Raw genomic sequence first — 17632 nt, forward strand, 5'->3', positions numbered from 1 at the left:
GCTGGGGTTCTCCTGTTCCTTCGGGAACGGTGCAGAACCGGGGCGGTCGCGCTTCTTTGGCGAGAGGGAGCGGCCGCCCCGGGAACAGCTACTGGTCGGCGTGCCAGCGGATGTACTGCTGGCGGACGTAGTCGCGTGGGTCGCTAATGGACTCGGTGTCGTCCAGGTCCATCAGTCGCAAGGCCGCTTCGGTCGCGGCCTCATTCGCGTCACTGGGAAGCCCGTCGGTGTCGTGCGTGAGGGCGATGCGGTCCAGGACCGCTGCTTTACGGAGCCAGAACTCCCGCCCCATCCGGGTGCCGAACGGCCTGTTGGCTGCCTGCTTGGCGACCCATCCGATCTCGCTGACGATGCTCGGGGCCGTGGCGTACGCGGCGTCCGGTGTCGGCCGCCCCCCGTTCTCGGGGCGGTGGTCGGCGGTGATGTACAGGCGGGTGCGGGTGCCGCAGCGGGTGGGCTGCGGGCGTACGGGCCTGGTGGTGAAGGCCCGGGACAGAGCCCGGATGACCTGGGGGGCGTCCGGGGTGTCGCAGATGACGCGGATCTTGAACATGGTTCGCCTCTCGGCTCGGGGTTAGAACGGCGGTTCGTCGGAGTAGGCGCCCTGTCGGCGGCGGCGCGCCGTGAGGAGTCGTCGGGCCCAGCGCGGGGGGTTGGGGAGCCAAATCCATGCGAGGGGCAGGAAAGGGGCGCAGTCGCAGTCGTCGTAGTCCGGTTCGTCCGCGCCGGGGATGCCGCTCATCACTTGGCCGCTGCCGTCGCAGTTGGTGCAGTGCGGGTCGGGCAGTCGGTGGAGGGCCAGAATCGGGCGGGGGCCGGTCTCGCGGCCGTTGCGGTTGTGCGAGATCCACAGAGACCAGTAGCGGAGCTCAAGGCGGTGCCGGGCGAGTAAGCGGCGGTACATGCGGTAGCCGTCCTTTCAGCCGTGGAAGCGGTTGCGCTTGAAGATGGCTTTGCGGATGTTGACCGTGGTGGCGCCGCCCTTGGGGTTGTGGCTGAGGATCTGGACGGCGATCCAGCCGCCGAAGATGACGGCGGCAAGGATGATCAGTTGGTGGATGAAGGCTGCGAGGGCGGCGATGAACGTGGTGAGCAGGACCAGCCCGCCGCACACGGCGCCGAATCCGATGCCGCCCAGGGCGACGTTTACCGCCGTGCGGGAGATGGCCGGGCGGTGCTCCGAAGGCGCCGTCACCGGGACGGGTGCCGGGGTCAGGGCGTAGCCGGTGATGATCCGGCCGTCGGGCAGGACGATGCTCTGCACCGCCGGGGCGCCGCCCGTCACCGTGGGCATGAGGTGTGCGGTCTGGGCGGGGACGAGTGGGGTCGGGTGGTGGACTTCCACGGCCGTTTCGTACCGGCCGTGCCGGGGCTCCGTAGGGCTCATGCGCGGTGTCCTTCCGGTGAGTTCGTAGGCGGTTCAGGGAGGCGCGGGCAGGGGCTGAGGGAGGCGCTCTGGGCCCGTTTTCCATGGGGTTCGCGGGGCGCCTCCCTGCCTCCCTGGCAGGTCATCTGTGCTGGTCAGGGCCAGGGAGGCGGGGCAGGGAGGGGCTCAGGGAGTTCTCCCTGTCTCCCTGCGCCGGCCCCCGCCCGCTCCCTCTACTCCGCGCGGGCTTCCGCGCCGTCGGCGTCGCGTTCGGCGAGGGCCGTGGTGAGACGGTCGCGACCGATGACCATGCGGCCGTCGGACTTGTATGCCTCCGCGCCGGTGCCCTCCAGCACGCGCTTGAGATCAGCGAACGTCCACTGCCCGTACGTGCCGGGGTTGTGGACGGCCAGGCGTTGGAGGACGTCCTGGGTGAGCACGCGCGGGGCGGTGCCGACCACGTGGGCGATGTCGGTGAGCGGATCGATGGGCTCGTCCGTGGTCACCGTGGTCAGGGTCGTGACGCCGGAGCGCATGGCCTTGGCCCGGTCGGCGATTTCGGTTGCTTGGTCGCCGTCGATGTAGTGCGTGCGGATCGTGGTGGACGACTGTCCGGGGGCGAGCTGGACTCCGTCGCCGGCCACGACCAGGGTGCCCTTGTCCAGGCCCTGGCGGAGCTTGTGCGGGGCGGCCCCGCCGTCGACGGCCTTGGCTCCCAGCGCCATCTTGGCCTGCGCCTCGGTGCCCAACACCAGCGAAGCGCGGATGTGCGCGCCCTCACGGACGAGCTTGGGGAGGTTCTGGTCGGTGGGGTCCTGCGTGCCCTGCCACAGGGTCACGTTCACCGCTCGGCCCTGGTTGTGAATCTTGCGGGTCGCCATGAAGTACCGGGACGTGGCCTTGGTGCCGCCGTAGGGCCGCTTGTCCTCGCCGACTGCCGGGCACATGAACGCGACCTGCGCTTCGTCGACGATGATGACCAGCGGGTCGAACTGCGTCCCGGCCGGCGCGAGGAGACGGCGCTCCATCTCGGCTACGCCCCGCTCCGCCATCTCCGTGACGTCGATGACGTGGTCATCTGTCGGCCCTTGGATGAGGACGGTGGCGAGACCGTCGAACATGTTCCAGTCGCCGACGCCCTTGAGGTCGCCGATCCAGAACTCCACGGACTTATCGAGGGCGAGCCACAGGGCCAGGGCCCGTAGGGCTGCGGTCTTGCCCTGGTTGGACAGACCGGTCGTGAGCAAGTGCCGCTGGTAGAGGCTGACCAGGGCAACGTCACCGCGCAGGTCGTGGCCCCACGGGGCTCGGCCGGTCTTGTAGTTCGCGGTCACGTCCGGGTCGACGACCAGCGGGGAGGGGCCGATCGGCTCGTCCAGAGCGCCGCTGTCGGCGATCCACAGGCGGACCGTGCGGGCCGCCTCTGGGATGGTGATGAACACCTCGTGCTCGTGCCGGGCCAGGTTCTCGGCGAGCTTGCGCCGCCGGTTCTGGACCTCCTCGGTCGACACCCCGGAAGGCAGGGTCACGTCGACTTCGACGCCGCATCCGGCGATGCGGATCGGCCCGAGCATTGCCGCCCCGGCATCGCCCATCTCCTTGATGGCGCCCCGCAGCGAGGGGATACCGAGGTCTCGCAGGGCGGTGACCACGATAGACGGGGTGATCGGGGCACCGGCGTGGTCGCGGTCCTTCACGGGCAGGGTCCACTGCGGAGCTGCCTGCCCGTGCCTGCCCACACCCCACAGGGCGAGGACGGCCAGCCACGGGCCTACGGTGACCAGCGGCCCCCACACCACGGAGACGATCAGGACGGCCCACCGGATCAGCTCGATCAACGCCATGGTCGGCGTAGCGACGTCCGTGAAGTCCTTGTTGGCGACGGCCAGGACGATGCCGAGCAGCAGCAGCCCACCGGCGGTCAGCCCGGCGCCAGCCGCGGCGCCCTTGGCGAGACGTACGGGGGCCGTCAGCAGGTCCATGCGCCGCTGGTGCCGGGCGGCCCGGAAGCGCTGACCGCGCTCCTCCCACTCCACGGCCGCTTCGTATTGGCCGGCGGCTTCGGCGGCGCGGAGCATGCGTTCGTAGCGGGCGGCGGTGCGGCCGTCCCAGGTGCGGCGGGCCACGATCCGGGTCCCGCCGACGACGTACATGCCGTGCCGCACCACCGTACGACCGGCCGTCTTCGTACGATCATGCGTCGCCACACGGCGCACCGCCCGCCCGGTGCGCACCCAACGTGCCACCTGGGGGGCCTGTTTGGCCTCCGGTTCCGCCGTAGGGGATGCGGGGCTGGGGATGGTGCCGGTCGGGGCGGGCGGGTCTTTGAAGAGCTGGACGACGTTGCCGGTGTTCTCGGGCATGCTGGGGTCCTCCCGTCCTGCGGATGAGCGGATAGGGGCCCCGGGGCGGCCTGGTTCCTTGGCCGGGACGGCCGCCCCGGGGGCGAGATCATCGACCGTGGCGGTCGACCTCGCGCTGAATGCGCTGCACCTTCATGCGCGCGTCCTTCACGGCCTGCCGCGCCGCCGCCTTGTCGGCCCGGGGGGCGGTGCGCTCAGCGGCGCGGGCGTCCGCAGCCGCGTTCTTCGCGGCCTCCAGCCGCCACCACAGGGCATCGGCCTCACGCTGCGCCCGCTCAAGGGCGCGATTTTCGATCGCGTCGAGGCGGGCCTCAAGGCGCGGGTCGACCGCGTCAGCGAGGGCCTGCTTCGAGGTGCGGACCATGAGCCAGGTGCGTTCGCGCTTCTCGGCCGGGGTGTATGACGGCTTCACAGCGGCTCCCTTCCTCATCGGCCGGTGGTCAGAGCTGGTTGGGCTCAAGAGCGAAAAACGCGATCACGGCGGTGCGCATGTCGGGGTGGGCGTTGACCATTGCCGCGTGAATCTGGGTGAAGGCGTCCTCGCGCGTCGTTCCCGGGGGCGGGGTGTAGGTGCCGCTCTGCGTGAGGCTGTGGCCGGCCCGTTTGAGGGTCAGCACGAAGAAGTGGCTGCCCTGTCGCTGTACGACCGGGGCGAGGTGCTGGGTCTGGGTGGTCACGGCGAATCTCCCGGTGATCTCGGTGTGTTCAGGCGGTGCGCTGTTCCTCGGGGTAGGCCCAGGGCCCGGAGCTACCGGCGGGTGGCGTAGCCGTCGGGCGCCAGGCGCCACGGGTAGGCCGGGATGCCGAAGCCGGTGCCGACCGAGTCGGAGCACGTCCCGGGTGACGGCATCAGGCGCTCGCCTCCGCCCCTTCCGGAGCGGCGGCGCGTTCGGCGCGGAGCGTGTCACGCAGGCCCCGGGCCTTGTCCGCAGACGTGCGGACCGCCTTACGGATCGCGTCAGCCGTCAGAGCCGTGTCGGGCCAGTCGGCCGTGACCGACCGCGCCTCATCGAGCAGCTCGTCAGCCGTCCGCGTCGGCCGGGGGCTGCGGGCGACCTCCGGGACCCGACCGGTCGCCCGACGGGGCCGGGCAGACTCAGCAGCCACCGCAGCACGGACAGGCACGGAGACGAGCGGTACCGGATCGGCGTCCGACTCCGGTCCCGGGGCCAGTTCGAAGGCCGACGGGTCGGCCGACTGCTCCATGGGCCCGTGAGCCGACTCTTCCAGGTCAGAGGTAGACCGATCCATCCCGACTTCCTCCTTTTCCTCCGCATTCGTCTCCGAGGTCGGCGGCTTGAGCGCGGCGGCCAGGTCGGCGGCGGAGGCGACCGCCCGGCGGTGAAGGCCGGGGGTCATGCCCGGCTCGGTCGTACCGGTGTGGATCTGCCAGGCGCGGGTCCATGCGTCCTCGTAAGCCACGCTGCCGTGCGGTGCTGCGGACATGAGCCGGTTGGCGATCCGGACCACGGGCCGGTGGTGCCACCGCCGGGCCCGGGAGTGCCGACGTCGCTCGCGCCCATCCCCGTCGTCCTCGTGGGCGGCGAGGGTGCAGACCCACTGGCGGATCTCGAAGAGCAAGGGGCCGAGCAGCGTCACGGCGGCCAGCCCCACCCCGGCGACCCGTGCGTCACCGGCGGCCAGGCCCAGCCCGACGCCGTAGGTGTAGTTGATGGCGGCGGCGAACCCTGCGGCGGCCAGGACGAACGCCCGCAGTAGCCACCGCACCCCGCCGGACAACTTCCGCTCGTCGGCGTAGGCCACACCGGCCGCCATCACCCACGCCGCACCCTCCAGAGAGAAGGGCATCGGCAGCAGCATCGGCGAGATGTGCACGAAGTGCAGGATCTGCGCGGGCAACGATGCCAACCCGGACGCCACCACCAGAGCCAGCGTGCCGGTGCGGTACACGTTCCGGGGCGTGAGGGCCTGCCCCCGGTGCTCGGCCCGCTCAGCACGGCGTCGCGCTCGTTCGGCACGGCGCTGCTCGCGCAGCCGCTCGGCCCGCTCATCCGCAGTCCGCTCGCGCTCCGCCCGCCGCTCATCGGCGGCCCGAGCGTCCAGACGCCGCTGTTCGGCCCTGGCGGCGTCGTCCGCGCGCCGCTCCGCCCGGTAGTCGGTAGGCGGGTTCACGCCGCTTCACCGGCGTCCTGGTTGGCCAGTGCCCGGCGGGCGGCCAGGACCCGTCGCCGGGCCCGGCGGATGCGGCGTTCGTCCAGCTCGGACGGCGCCCGGTCCAAGGTGATGATCTGGGCGTCCAGCAACTCGACTTCCGCCCGGACGACGGGCATCTCGCGCTCGATGGCGTCCAGTTCCGCGTTCGTCGGCTCAAGCCAGGGCTCGAACGCGGTAACAGCCTCTTGAACAGTGACGATGAACTTCATGGGTCGAGCTCCCTTCGCGAGGAACGGCCCAACAGCGGCCCCGGTGTTCGAGCACCGGGGCCGCGCCGTTCATGGATTGAGCAGGGATTTCAGACGGTGGCGATGATCAGCGCGGCGACGAGCAGCCACGCGTGGTGCCAGCTCTGATCGAGTGCGTAGGCGCCGGTGCCCAGGTGGGCGGCGGGCTTCCCCTCAGCGGTGACGGGGCCCGCGGGGTGCGCCGGCGTGCCGAGTGCGTAGAACTCGCTCTGCCGGGTGACCTTGGCCAGCCAGGCGAGCGTGGAGCGGCGGTCGGCCCACCAGTGCGAGATGGCGTCGACTCCGAGCCCGGCGACCAGGCCCAGGGCCGACACGCGCAGTCCGAGTAAGGCCACGACCGGCAGCAGCAGGACCACCTTGGTGGTCGTCAGCGTCGCCACGTGGCGGGCGTCGGCCAGGCGTCCGGGCCAGCCCGGGCGGCCCTTGGTGGCTGCCTGGTGCGAGGTCTGCACCCAGTGGTCACCCACGCTGTGGGCGACGTAGAGAGCGATGAAAACAGGGGCGAACGTGTCCACGGTGGTACCTCTCGGTCGGCGGAGGAACGAAAGGCCCGGGGGCGACCGGCAGGGGTCGCCCCCGGGGGTGGTCAGCGGTTCTTCCGCGCCCGCTCGATGGCGGCGAACACGTCGGCGGGGTTGCTGTAGCGGGTGTGGGTGGTGCCGTCGGCGTAGGTGATGTGCTCGTTGCCGTCGGCGTCCGTGACGACCTTGGTCGTCTCACCGTTCTGAGTCGACGTCGTGACGCTGCTGCCGTCCAACCGGTTGTGAACGGTCATGTGCTGACCGCCGTGCACGGTGCCGTGGTTGCGGAAGGCGTCGTTGAAGCGCTTGTTCATGACTGAACCCCTCTGGGAATGGCACCACTTCGGGCTAGGCCCTAGGCAGAGGCCGGAGGATCCGGCTCCCCTCAACCCCGCCCGTACGACCGCAAAAAGGGGCCGGACGGGCGGAGGAGGCAACCGGCCGGCTTCGCCGGCGCCCCGTTGCCACGGAGCGCCGGACCCGAGCCGGAATCGGTGCGTCATCGTCGCTGCTCTGACGCCAGCAGGGCGGCGCGCATCAGGTGGCAGACACGGGGGTGACCTCCCGAAAAGGAGGGCTGATCCCCAAGGCTGTTCTCCAGGGCTGACACGCAGGGAAGGGGCCGCCGGCGGCCGTCACCCGGGCCGCCACGGGGACGGGGACTCACACCCCGTCGATTCGCTCGCTGTTCAGTTCTCAAAGGCCGGCAGTTTCTCGATGAGCGCGGTAACCCCTGGTCAGGGCTCCCGTTTACGCGGGACTCACCAAGTACTGATGGGCGTGGTTCCTGGCAGTGCTCACTGGACCCGACCTGACCAACCTGGCTAGCCCGGTTCCGATGGGAATAACGTAGCCATCCTGGCTAGCCACGTCAACACCTGACTGTCTTGGCTGTCCTGATTGCTGGAGGAGGTCGTAGCATCGACGGCATGACGTTCACGCCTGAACCCTTGGACCCGGACGACGACCGGCCGCCGTACGAGCAGGTGGCGAGCGGTCTCAGCGCCGCCATTCGGACCCGGAAGTTGGGTCCCGGCGACAAGATCCCGTCGCAGAAGGAGTTGACGGAGGCGTACGGATTCGCCCGAGCGACCATCCAGCGCGCCCTCCGTGAGCTGGAGGACGAAGGGCTGATCGTCTCCCGCAAGGGCAGCGGCGTGTACGTACGGAACCGCACGGAACGGCCGGCGGGCCTTCGCCCGTACGTGGAGCAAGCTTTCGCCAGTCAGACGGTGTCGATCGACTTCGCGGGGTTCTCCAGCGAGACGCTGCACGGGGCGCTTCAGGAACCGATCGATAAGATCCGCATCGGGCGCCTGACCCCGTCGAGTATCAACATCCGCATCCTGGTGCCGGACATGTCAGTCCCCCAGGCCGCACCTGTCAGGCGCGAGGATGGCGCCGACGATCCGCGTCTACGGGCCCGCATGCACGACATGATGGTCAGCTTCACCCGAAGCATCTCCAACACGCTGCGCGAGCTCAGCGTGCTTGGGCTGGTCAGTGACGCGAAGGTCAGCGTGCGTGTCCACAGTGGGACGCAGTTCTTCAAGCTCTACGTGATCAACCAGGCGGACGCCTTCTTCGGCTACTACCCGATCCGGCCGAACAAGGTCATCACCCAGGGCGAAGCCATAGAGATCTACGACTTCGTGGGGGCCGACGCCACCCTGTTCCACTACTCGCTGAACGAGGGCGAATCGTCCAGTGGGGCCCAGCAGGTGAATCAGGCACGCATGTGGTTCGACAGCGTGTGGGAGACCATCGGAAGGGACTTTGACCCGGATGGGAAGTAGCACCCTCGCGGAGGTTCTCGGAGCCACCCGAGCCGTCCTGTTCGACTTCGACGGGCCTGTCTGCGACGTGTTCGCGGGTCTGCCCGCGCATGGGGTAGCCATGGACCTGGCGAGGGCCGTGGCCAGCCTGGATGCGAATCTCGGCGGCAAGGTTCGTGCAATGGATGACCCGATGGAGATCCTGCGCCTGGCGCCCCAGGGCGGCGAATCTGTGCTCAGGGGCATTGAGGATGCTCTGACATCCGCCGAAGTCGCAGCCATCAAGGTGGCGGGGGCGCCGATCTCCGGGGCCGTGGAAGCTCTGGAAGCCGCTCACTCATCGGGTCGGAAGGTTGCTGTGGTCAGCAACAACTCCAAGGAGTGCGTCCGCGAATTCCTGTCCAGGCACGACCTAGGGCACCTGGTGCATGAGGTCGTCGGACGGGCCGCCTATCGACCGGATCTGATGAAGCCCGCCCCACACTCGCTCTTGCTGGCCGCGCAGCGACTCGGCGTCGCGCCCGAGCACTGCACGCTCATTGGTGATTCCGTGACGGACGTCGAGGCGGCGGACGCAGCCGACGCGATGGCCATTGGGTACGCCAACAAGCCGGGCAAGAATCTGGCCCTGACTGAGGCGGGGGCGAATGCGGTCGTCACCGACATGGCCGCCGTAGCCCTTGCGTTGGCGTCGACTCCCTACGGGTGAGCCAGGCGGGGCCCGGTCTCAGTTGCGGTCTCAATTGCAGCCCGATCCGTGCTCGTCCACCGTCGTCCACCAAGGTGTGGCACACGGCTTGAGCTGCACCGCAGCGTCCGTCGCGGACGTCCTCGGACTACCGTGGAACAAGATCCGACAACTCGTAATGCGTAGGTCTCGGGTTCGAATCCCGAAGGCGGCTCTGTGGAAGCCCCAGGACTCACTCGCCGTGACCTGGGGCTTTTGCTTGTCCGCGATCTTTGGGGCGCTCAGGTCCCGATGGGGCGGAGGCCCCGTCCCGGCCTTCCCCGGCCGCGCTGCCGGGCAGCAGAATGATCTCCGGGCCCATACGCGGCGCCGACGTCGGATCGTTCGAACAGGGGATCTTCGTTATGCGTATCGCCGTCATCGACGACTACAACAACGCCGCCGCCGCCCTTCCCTGCTGGTCAGGGCTGCCTGCCGGGGCTGACGTGCGGTTCTTCTCCGATCATCTCGTCGATCCCGACGCTGTGGTCGAGCGGCTCGGGGATTTCGACGCCGTCGTTGCCATGCGCGAGCGGACGGCCTTCACCGCGGAGGTGCTTGCCCGGCTTCCGCGGTTGAAGCTGCTCGTCACCGCCGGGATGCACAATGCCGCGATCGATCTCGGTGCCGCCGCACGGCAAGGCGTTGTTGTGAGTGGGACGCGCATGACGCCGTTCCCGGCGGCCGAGCTGACCTGGGCGTTGATTCTGGAGCTGAGCCGCAGGGCCGGCGCGCAGGATGCCGGGCTGCGGAGCGGGAGTTGGCAGAGTGGGGTCGGGACCGGGCTTGCCGGGGGGACGCTGGGGGTTGTCGGGCTGGGGAAGCTCGGGACACGGGTTGCCGCTGTGGGGGCCGCCTTCGGGATGGACGTTGTTGCCTGGAGCCCTCATATGACCGCCGAGCGGGCTGAGGCCGGCGGTGCTCGGGCGGTCGGCAAGGAGGAGCTGTTCTCCTCTTCCGACGTCGTCAGCGTGCATCTGCGGCTGTCCGAGGCGACGACCGGGCTCGTCGCCGAGGACGATCTGCGGCGGATGCGGCGCAGCGCGTTCCTGGTCAACACCTCTCGCGCGCAGATCGTCGACGAGGCCGCACTGATCAAGGCGCTCGGCGAAGGCTGGATAGCCGGTGCGGGGCTCGATGTGTACGAGGAGGAGCCGCTCCCCGCCGGGCACCGGCTGCTCCATGCCCCGAACACCGTGCTGACCCCGCACATCGGCTATGTGACCGGCGACAACTTCGCGCTCGTCTACGGCGATTCCGTCGAGGCCGTCAACGCCTACCTCGGCGGATCGCCGGTCAGGGTGCTGGGCGGGGAGTGACTCAGTGGCCCATGCCCAGGCCTCCGTCCACCGGGATCACCGCGCCCGCCACGTACGCGGCTGCGTCGCTCGCCAGCCAGGTCACCGCGCCGCTGACCTCGTCGGCCGTGGCCGTGCGACCGAGCGGGATCTGGGCGCGTTGTTCGGCGAGGTGGGCCTCGGAGAGGCCGGCGGTCATGTCCGTCTCGATGAGGCCGGGGGCCACCACGTTCGCGGCGATGTTGCGCGCGCCGTATTCGCGGGTGAGGGAGCGTGCCAGGCCCACCAGGCCCGCCTTGCTGGAGGCGTAGTTGGTCTGGCCCGCGCTGCCGAGGAGGCCCGCCACCGACGAGATCAGGATGATGCGGCCGCCCCGTTGCCGCAGCATCTGGGGGACGGCGCGTTTCGAGCAGCGCCAGGCGCCCGCGAGGTTGGTGTCGAGGACGCGCAGGAACTGTTCCTCCTTCATGCGGATCAGGAGGCCGTCCGCGGTCATCCCCGCGTTCGACACCAGCACGCCGACCGGGCCCAACTCCCGCTCCACCGTGGTGAAGGCCTTGTCCACGGACGCCGTGTCGGTGACGTCGCACTCGACGCCGAAGGTGCCCTCGGGAGTCTCACTGCCGCGGTGGGTGACCGCGACCCGGTCGCCCAGGGCCACGAAGGCCCGGGCTATCTCCGCGCCGATGCCCCGGTTGCCGCCGGTGATCAGCACCGTGCGGGGTTCCCGCTCTGCCATGGGGGGTTCCTTTCGCTTGCGTTCCGCTCCCACCACTACGTCAGTGGTGCCGGCTCCGAATCAGTGATCGTCCGCGACCAGTCGAACTCCAGGTCGTCCTCCACGCCCAGCCGCTCCGCCAGGCCCCGCAGCCCGCTGTAGTCGTGGATCAGCGGCCGTTTGCCCGTCGCGTTCTCGATGTCGTGGAGCATCTCGTGGCCGCCCGGCAGGCCGGTCTGGTCCATGATCCGGTGCCAGGTGGCGAAGTCGTTGGCCACGAAGCCGTCCAGCCCCGCCACCAGGGAGTCCAGGAAGAACCGGCGGCCCTTCTCGTCCAGATCGCCGTAGACCTGCTCGGCGAGGACGGTGGATATGGAGGCGTGGCAGTACTCGTCGCGGTTGTGTATGCGGACGGTGGCGCTGTTGACCGGCTGTATCTCCGTGTCGTCCGCGATCAGGTTCAGATACGCGTTGATGGAGATCTCCGCGACCGTCGCGAAGCCCAGGGTGGTCAGCGAGCGCTGCCACTGCTCCGGCCAGGAGTCGCGCAGCCGTGCGTGTTCGCGGGCGACGCGCGGCAGGGGCAGCGCGGCGTCCGGGAACGCCTCGTGCCGCCGGCGGCGGGTGACCGCGCTCGCGTTCATGTGCATGAGGGTGTGGTACTGCTCGTCGACCATCGCCTGGGCCACCGAGCGCTGCAGCTTCTCCCCGCCCAGGCTGGGGAACCAGCCGTCCAGGGCCAGTTGGAAGGCCGGGTTCACGACCTGGCCCTCCAGCAGCACCGTCGTGCGGTTGTAGGCGACCCACGCCCAGCTGAGCAGCCGGGAGCGCTCCTGGGGGTCCAGGGCCAGATACGTGGGGTGTTCGCGGAACGGCAGTATGCGCTCGGGGTAGTCGAGCCTGTCGACGTCGAACAGCTCGTCCAGCTCGGGTTCCTCGCGCTTCACCGCTGCCCTGCGGTGCCAGTTGCCCGCCAGGCGGACGATGACCGCGTGCTCCGCCGGGTCGTTCTCATCGTGTTCCGGAACACCGTCCGGCAGCTTCGGGGCGTTGCTCTCCATGTTCACTCCTCCGTTGTGAATCAGTGCTCCGCTTCCCGCTTCGGGTCCGTCAGCCACAGCGCGGCCACGGCCGCCAGGGCCGCCAGGACCGTGCACATCACGAACACCTGCCGGAAGCCGTCGAGGGTCTTGCCGCTCTCGCCGCCCAGCACGGCCATGAGCGCCGCGAAGGCCGCCGTGCCCAGGGCCGCGCCCACTTGCCGTGCCGTCGTCGCCAGACCCGCGCCGGCCGCGAACAGGCGGGATGGCAGGGCGGTGGCGGAGGCGCTGGACAGGCCGGTCATCACCGCGCCGATGCCCACACCGCCGATCAGGGTGGCGGGCAGCCAGATCACCAGGAAGTCCGGCTTCGACTCCAGGCCGATCATCCAGATCCCGCACTGGACGGCGAACAGGATTCCGCCCACGACGACCGCCACCCGCTGGTGTGCGCGGGCGTAGCGGCCCGCCAGCACCGAGGCGATCACCGACATCACCGCGCCGGGCGCCAGCGCCAGCCCGGCCTCCACCTCCGAATAACCCCAGATCTCGGTGGCGAACAGCGGCGCGGCCAGCAGCCAGCAGTACATCGAGCCGCCGAACAGCACGAACGCGATGTTGGCGACCCGGAACTTACGGCTGCGCCACAGCGAGATCTCCACGGCCGGCGCCGGGTGGCGGCGGGACCGCAGGAGCGCAACGGCCAGCAGCGCCGCCCCGCCCAGCAGCGCGCCGAGGAACGCGGGCGAGGTCCAGCCCCAGCTGCTGCCCTCCGTCAGGGCGGCGACCACGCCGCCCACGCCGAGCGCCACCGCGAGGGTGCCGATCAGGTCGGGCATCCGGCCGGCCGGGCCCGTCCGGGGCGGCAGGATCCGGTACGACGCCACGACCAGCACCACACCCAGCGGTACGTTGATCAGGAACACCGACGGCCAGCCGAAGCTGTCGACCAGCAGGCCGCCCAGCGGCGGGCCGATGGCCGCCGCGGCCGAGCTGCTGGCGCCCCACAGACCGATGGCGCTCGACCGGCGCTCCGGCGGGCGTGAGGACAGCACCAGGCTCAGCGCGGATGGGATCATCCCGGCGGCGGAGATGCCCTGGAGCACCCGCATGCCGACCAGGAACTCCACCGTGGGCGCGATGGCGCACAGGCCGGAAGCCAGGGTGAACCCGGCTACCGACCACAGGAACAACGCCCGCCGCCCCATGACGTCGGCGAGCCGCCCGGCGGGCGCGAGTACGGCGGCGAAGACGACGGTGTAGCTGCTGACCACCCAGGAGAGCGCCGACAGGGAGGCGTCGGGGAAGCTCTTGTGCAGGCTGGGGAACGCGACGTAGGTGACCGAGACATCAAGGAACGCGACGAACGTCGCGCCGCACGCCATGAGCAGCGTCAGCCCGCCGCGCGCGTAGGCGGCGTCCTGTCCGGTGTCCGGTGGTGGGGTGGGGGTCTTCGGGGGAACTAACTGGGCGGCGGCATCCGAACCGGACATGAACCCTTGCAACCTTTCTTGACCTGTACCTCGCGCCCCGGCCCGGCGGGCCGGAACGCGTCAACTCGCCTGTTCTGCGGGAAGTTCCGTCGAAACCTGTGACGAGGCCTCTGCTGAGACCTGTGCTGAGATCTCTCTTGAGACCTGCGCCGAGGCCTCCGTCGACGTCTCGGTGTGCGTCTCTCTGCGGACCTCCGTGTGGAACCGGCACGCGCTGCCCCCGGTGCGCATGCATTCCACGGTGGTCTCCTCGACCTTCACCCCGAGGCCCTCGAACCAGCCGCCCCGCATGTCCAGGCAGGGGCATGAGTAGCCCTCCAGGGAGCGGGCGGCCTTGAGCATCCGCAGTGCGAAGAACTCGGTGACGACCGTCTCCAGGCTCTCCTCGCCGATCTCCTCGACGTGGCTGCGCATCATCTGCTCGGTCGTCATCGTGCGGGTCAGTCCCGCCACCGCCTCCGCCAGCTCGGCGGGCGAGGAGCCGTCCGGTACGCCGTGGGTGTTGGCGTACCAGGTGCCGACGCGGCGGCCGACGAACCGCAGCGCCTCCGCGTTGATCTCGTTGGCGACCTCCTGCCCGAAGCGCTTCTTCACGCCCTGGTACCAGCGGGCGTCGTGCAGCCACCAGAACTGCCGCAGTGCCACCGTCAGTTCGTTCTCGGAGACGTCCGGGACGCTCTTGAGATCCGGGAGCCGGTCCGGGTGCCTGTCCGGGCGGTCCTTGCCGTCGTCACTCACGCTTCCACCTCGTTCGCTGTGCCGGGCCCGACCAGCAGGGCCGTGGCCGTGTCGTGCGCGCCCTCCTCCGCCGCCAGTTCCAGCAGCACGATCAGTGCGTCGTCGGCCGCGTCGTCCAGCAGGAGCAGGTCGGCCGTGGCCAGCGCCTCCTGCTCGGGGTCGCCCGCCGGGCTGATGCACACCACGGGGCCCACCAGGCCCCAGCGCTTGGCGACGTAACCGATCACGGCATTGGGTACGGACTGGAAGAAGAGCAGCGGCTGGACGGACCGGCCGGCGTCCACGGCCTTGCCGACGGCCCGGTCGGTGGCGGTGTCACCGGCCTTGCTCACGACGAGCACGGCCGTGCGCCGCTCCCGTCCGGGCTGCGCGGGCGGCTCGCCGTAGGCGCGCCTGAGGCAGCGCTCGGCGGCCTCGGCGGCCAGCGGGGCGAACGACGACACCACGAACCCGGCCAGCTTCGGCGGCCCCTTGACGGGGTCGTCCCCGGCCTCCGGCCATTCGGCCCGGGACAGGACCGAGAGCCCCGAGTACGGCGGCGACCCTGTTACTGACAGTTCCGTCATGCCGCCACCGCCCCGAGCACCAGTGCCGTGTTGGCACCGCCGAAGGCGGCGTTGAGGGAGAGCACGGCCCGGGGCGCCACCCGCTGGGGGGCGTCCACCACCAGGTTCAGCTCACAGGCCGGGTCCGGCCCGAGGTAGCCCGCGTTCACGGGGACGGTTCCTTCCTGGAGCGCCAGCACGGACACCGCGAACTCGACGACCCCGGAGGCCTCCAGGGTGTGGCCGTGCAGCGACTTGGTGGAGCTGACGGGCACCTTCTGGGCGGTCTCGCCGAACGCCCGCCGGATCGCGGCCGTCTCGGCGGAGTCGTTGAGGGGGGTGCCGGTGCCGTGCGCGTTGATGTAGTCGATGTCGTGGGGGGCCAGCTCCGCGCGGCCGAGCGCCGCCTCGATGGCGGCGGCCATGCCGAGCCCCTCGGGGTGCGGCTGGCACACGTGGAACGCGTCCCCGGCCCGCCCCCAGCCCAGGAGCCCGGCGATCGGGACGGCTCCCCGGGCGGCGGCCGCCTCGGCGGACTCCAGGACCACCGCGCCCAGGCCGTCGCCGAGCAGCAGCCCCTTGCGGTCCTGGCTGAACGAGCGCAGGTGCCCGTCCGCCGCCAGGGCCCGGCCGGCGTCGAAGAGCGCGTAGGCGTCGGCGTCGACGAAATAGCCCGCCGCCACCACGACCCGCTCCTCGCGCCCGGCGGAGATCAGGGCCGCCGCGTCCGCGATCGCGGTGCTCGCCGCGACACAGGCGTTGGTGTACGTACGGGTCGCGTCGCGCAGCCCGCACCGCTCGGCGATCTCGGTGCCGCTGGTGTGCTGCGCCTGTGCGTGGTGCTCGGGCAGCGTCAGCCTGGGCGGCGTCTGGTCGGCGTGCCGGGCGAAGAGCAGTGGCGTGCGGGCCGTCGTATCGGCCCCCAGACCGGCCTGGCCGATCGCCTGGGTGACCGCGTCGGTGATCTCGTCGATCAGGTTCGGGTCGCCGGGCAGGGTGGCGGCCCGGTCCACCCGCCGCTTGCCCACGTCGAAGCGGGTGACCGGCCCGAAGGCCGGCTGCCCGGCGGCGAGTCCCTGCCGCAGCGCTTCGAGGCCGCGCCCGAAAGCCGTGGTCACGGCAAGTCCGGTGACCACAACGGGTTTACGCGGGCTGTGCTGCCTTACGGTCACTCCCCTCACCCCCTGTCTCCGTTCCGTCGCCCGAACCGTTCATCGGAGAGGGAAGAACCTCGCCGAGGACGACCAGCGCGTCGTCCAGCGTCGTCATCCGGGCGAGCTGGGCGTCATCGAGGTCCAGCTCCAGGCCGTACCGCTCCTCCAGCGAGTGGACGAGCCACGCCAGCTCCAGCGAGTCGACGCGCTCGGCGATGTCGTCGGCCTCCCGCTCCCCGTACTCGGCGAGGATCTCGACCAGCAGTTCCTTGGTCAGGGCGGGTGCGGAGGTCATCGGCTCTGGCCCGCGGTCGTGCGGTCCACTATCTGGGAGACGAAGTCGCCGAGGGTCACCTTGGCCAGGCCCTCCAGCTCCTCGTCGGTGAACTGGACGTCGTACTTCTCCTCCAGCCGCATCGTGACCTCGGCGAGGGTGAGCGACTCCAGCTCCAGGCCCTCGTCGCCGAGCGGGGTCGCGTCGGTGACGCCGTCGACCTCGTAGTTCAGCTCGCGCAGCACGTCGAGGACGAATTCGCGGATTTCGGTGCTCACTTGGTTGACTCCTGACTTATGGGTGTTCATGTGTGGGGGATGTATGAGTGAGGTCGGATCGGGTGCGGTATCGGGTGACCCGGAGCCGGTCGGTCCGGGCAGTGCGGTCGTCGTCCGGCTGACGCACAGCCGGGAGCGACGGCCGGACAGCGCCCCGCTGCTGCGGGAGGCGGCGGCGGACGCCCTGCGGGTGCCGCCCGGCGAGATACGGATCGGGCGGGAGCCCGGGGGCCGCCCCCGGCTGGGCGGCGCGGCCGAGGGGCTGCACGTGAGCGTCAGCCATTGCGCCGGTGTGGTGGCGGTGGCGCTGAGCCGGCTGGGCCCGGTGGGAGTGGACGTGGAGCGCCTGCGTCCGCTGCCGGCCGTGGCACTGGGCCGCCGTTGGTTCTCGGCGGCCGAGGCCCGGTGGCTCGGTGAGCGGGCGGCCGAGGAGCAGGCCGCCGCCTTCCTGTGGTTGTGGACCCACAAGGAGGCCATCGGGAAGGTGCGGGGCCTCGGGCTATCCGACGGCGGTCTGCGCCGCGCGGTGCCGTACCCGGAGGGTTTGGCGTGGTCGGACGGGCTGTCGCAGCCCGACGGGCTGCCGCACCCGGACGGGCTGCCATGGACGGACGTCGGCTCGCGGACGGACGACGGCTCGCGCACGGACGTGGGCCCGTGGGCGGACGCCCCCCACCCCGCACAGGCCGTGCTGGCACCCGTGCCGGGCGATCCGGGAATGAGTACGGCCGCCCGCCGGGTACCCGGCGGGTACCTGCTGGCCGTGGCCGCCGCCGGACCCGCCGCGACAGGCGCACCGGTCGTGCTGACGGGCCCCGATCCGACGCCTTGATCCCGTCAGACGCGACCCCGGCGAACATGCCCCCGTGGAACCCACCCCCGTGAAACCGGGCCCCGTGGACCCCGCCCCCGCGCAACC

22 protein-coding genes are annotated in these 17632 nt (G+C 70.7%); 4 read left to right on the forward strand and 18 right to left on the reverse strand.

Annotated elements, in window-relative coordinates:
* Positions 1 to 88: 88 nt before the first annotated feature.
* From ACZ53N_RS05495 to ACZ53N_RS05540, 10 genes are all read right to left on the reverse strand, one after another.
* Positions 89 to 553, reverse strand: a complete 465-nt coding sequence (locus ACZ53N_RS05495) for a hypothetical protein (RefSeq protein ID WP_469139648.1) — start codon at positions 551 to 553, stop codon at positions 89 to 91.
* Positions 554 to 574: 21 nt separating this feature from the next.
* A complete protein-coding gene (locus tag ACZ53N_RS05500) occupies positions 575 to 904 on the reverse strand; it encodes a hypothetical protein (protein WP_469139649.1) in 330 nt (109 codons plus the stop codon).
* A 15-nt stretch (positions 905 to 919) separates the two neighbouring features.
* Positions 920 to 1387: a hypothetical protein gene (locus ACZ53N_RS05505; protein WP_469139650.1), complete on the reverse strand. Its 468-nt coding sequence runs from the start codon at positions 1385 to 1387 to the stop codon at positions 920 to 922.
* Positions 1388 to 1599: 212 nt separating this feature from the next.
* Positions 1600 to 3729, reverse strand: coding sequence for an ATP-binding protein (locus ACZ53N_RS05510; RefSeq protein WP_469139651.1), 2130 nt, complete (start codon positions 3727 to 3729; stop codon positions 1600 to 1602).
* Between the two features lie 88 nt (positions 3730 to 3817).
* Entirely contained in the window at positions 3818 to 4141 is a 324-nt protein-coding gene (locus ACZ53N_RS05515) for a hypothetical protein (protein WP_469139652.1), read from the reverse strand.
* A 28-nt stretch (positions 4142 to 4169) separates the two neighbouring features.
* Entirely contained in the window at positions 4170 to 4406 is a 237-nt protein-coding gene (locus ACZ53N_RS05520) for a hypothetical protein (protein WP_469139653.1), read from the reverse strand.
* A gap of 172 nt (positions 4407 to 4578) precedes the next feature.
* Positions 4579 to 5862 carry a hypothetical protein gene (locus ACZ53N_RS05525; RefSeq protein ID WP_469139654.1) on the reverse strand — a complete coding sequence of 428 codons (1284 nt, stop codon included), beginning with the start codon at positions 5860 to 5862 and terminating at the stop codon, positions 4579 to 4581.
* Entirely contained in the window at positions 5859 to 6113 is a 255-nt protein-coding gene (locus ACZ53N_RS05530) for a DUF6284 family protein (protein ID WP_469139655.1), read from the reverse strand. The genes ACZ53N_RS05525 and ACZ53N_RS05530 overlap by 4 nt, the downstream gene beginning before the upstream one ends.
* An 89-nt stretch (positions 6114 to 6202) precedes the next feature.
* Positions 6203 to 6667, reverse strand: a complete 465-nt coding sequence (locus tag ACZ53N_RS05535) for a transcriptional regulator (protein WP_469139656.1) — start codon at positions 6665 to 6667, stop codon at positions 6203 to 6205.
* Between the two features lie 71 nt (positions 6668 to 6738).
* The gene (locus ACZ53N_RS05540) at positions 6739 to 6987 is read right to left on the reverse strand and encodes a hypothetical protein (protein ID WP_469139657.1); all 249 of its coding nucleotides are present in this window, start codon (positions 6985 to 6987) and stop codon (positions 6739 to 6741) included.
* Positions 6988 to 7602: 615 nt separating this feature from the next.
* On the opposite strand from ACZ53N_RS05540, the gene ACZ53N_RS05545 reads away from it, so the two are divergent.
* The 3 genes from ACZ53N_RS05545 (at position 7603) to ACZ53N_RS05555 (ending at position 10494) form a co-directional block, all read left to right on the forward strand.
* Complete coding sequence (locus tag ACZ53N_RS05545; RefSeq protein WP_469139658.1) at positions 7603 to 8469, forward strand: winged helix-turn-helix domain-containing protein; 867 nt, start codon at positions 7603 to 7605, stop codon at positions 8467 to 8469.
* Positions 8459 to 9157, forward strand: a complete 699-nt coding sequence (locus ACZ53N_RS05550; protein WP_469139659.1) for an HAD family hydrolase — start codon at positions 8459 to 8461, stop codon at positions 9155 to 9157. Before ACZ53N_RS05545 ends, ACZ53N_RS05550 begins: the two co-directional genes overlap by 11 nt.
* A gap of 383 nt (positions 9158 to 9540) precedes the next feature.
* A complete protein-coding gene (locus ACZ53N_RS05555; protein ID WP_469139660.1) occupies positions 9541 to 10494 on the forward strand; it encodes a D-2-hydroxyacid dehydrogenase family protein in 954 nt (317 codons plus the stop codon).
* Between the two features lies 1 nt (position 10495).
* On the opposite strand, the gene fabG is transcribed toward ACZ53N_RS05555, so the two are convergent.
* The 8 genes from fabG to ACZ53N_RS05595 are packed head-to-tail and all read right to left on the reverse strand — an operon-like array spanning position 10496 to position 16713.
* Entirely contained in the window at positions 10496 to 11212 is a 717-nt protein-coding gene (fabG, locus tag ACZ53N_RS05560; protein ID WP_469139661.1) for a 3-oxoacyl-ACP reductase FabG, read from the reverse strand.
* A gap of 35 nt (positions 11213 to 11247) precedes the next feature.
* Positions 11248 to 12252, reverse strand: coding sequence for an AurF N-oxygenase family protein (locus ACZ53N_RS05565; RefSeq protein ID WP_469139662.1), 1005 nt, complete (start codon positions 12250 to 12252; stop codon positions 11248 to 11250).
* A gap of 20 nt (positions 12253 to 12272) precedes the next feature.
* Positions 12273 to 13724 carry a DHA2 family efflux MFS transporter permease subunit gene (locus ACZ53N_RS05570; RefSeq protein ID WP_469139663.1) on the reverse strand — a complete coding sequence of 484 codons (1452 nt, stop codon included), beginning with the start codon at positions 13722 to 13724 and terminating at the stop codon, positions 12273 to 12275.
* 60 nt (positions 13725 to 13784) lie between these two features.
* A complete protein-coding gene (locus ACZ53N_RS05575; protein ID WP_469139664.1) occupies positions 13785 to 14462 on the reverse strand; it encodes a hypothetical protein in 678 nt (225 codons plus the stop codon).
* Positions 14459 to 15028, reverse strand: coding sequence for a beta-ketoacyl synthase chain length factor (locus ACZ53N_RS05580; RefSeq protein WP_469139665.1), 570 nt, complete (start codon positions 15026 to 15028; stop codon positions 14459 to 14461). Before ACZ53N_RS05580 ends, ACZ53N_RS05575 begins: the two co-directional genes overlap by 4 nt.
* Complete coding sequence (locus ACZ53N_RS05585) at positions 15025 to 16125, reverse strand: beta-ketoacyl-[acyl-carrier-protein] synthase family protein (protein ID WP_469139666.1); 1101 nt, start codon at positions 16123 to 16125, stop codon at positions 15025 to 15027. Before ACZ53N_RS05585 ends, ACZ53N_RS05580 begins: the two co-directional genes overlap by 4 nt.
* A gap of 25 nt (positions 16126 to 16150) precedes the next feature.
* A complete protein-coding gene (locus ACZ53N_RS05590) occupies positions 16151 to 16456 on the reverse strand; it encodes an acyl carrier protein (protein ID WP_469139667.1) in 306 nt (101 codons plus the stop codon).
* Positions 16453 to 16713 carry an acyl carrier protein gene (locus ACZ53N_RS05595; protein ID WP_469139668.1) on the reverse strand — a complete coding sequence of 87 codons (261 nt, stop codon included), beginning with the start codon at positions 16711 to 16713 and terminating at the stop codon, positions 16453 to 16455. The genes ACZ53N_RS05590 and ACZ53N_RS05595 overlap by 4 nt, the downstream gene beginning before the upstream one ends.
* A 43-nt stretch (positions 16714 to 16756) precedes the next feature.
* On the opposite strand from ACZ53N_RS05595, the gene ACZ53N_RS05600 reads away from it, so the two are divergent.
* Complete coding sequence (locus tag ACZ53N_RS05600; RefSeq protein ID WP_469139669.1) at positions 16757 to 17545, forward strand: 4'-phosphopantetheinyl transferase superfamily protein; 789 nt, start codon at positions 16757 to 16759, stop codon at positions 17543 to 17545.
* Positions 17546 to 17632 lie beyond the last annotated feature (87 nt).

This window comes from Streptomyces sp. NPDC033229, assembly GCF_055576875.1.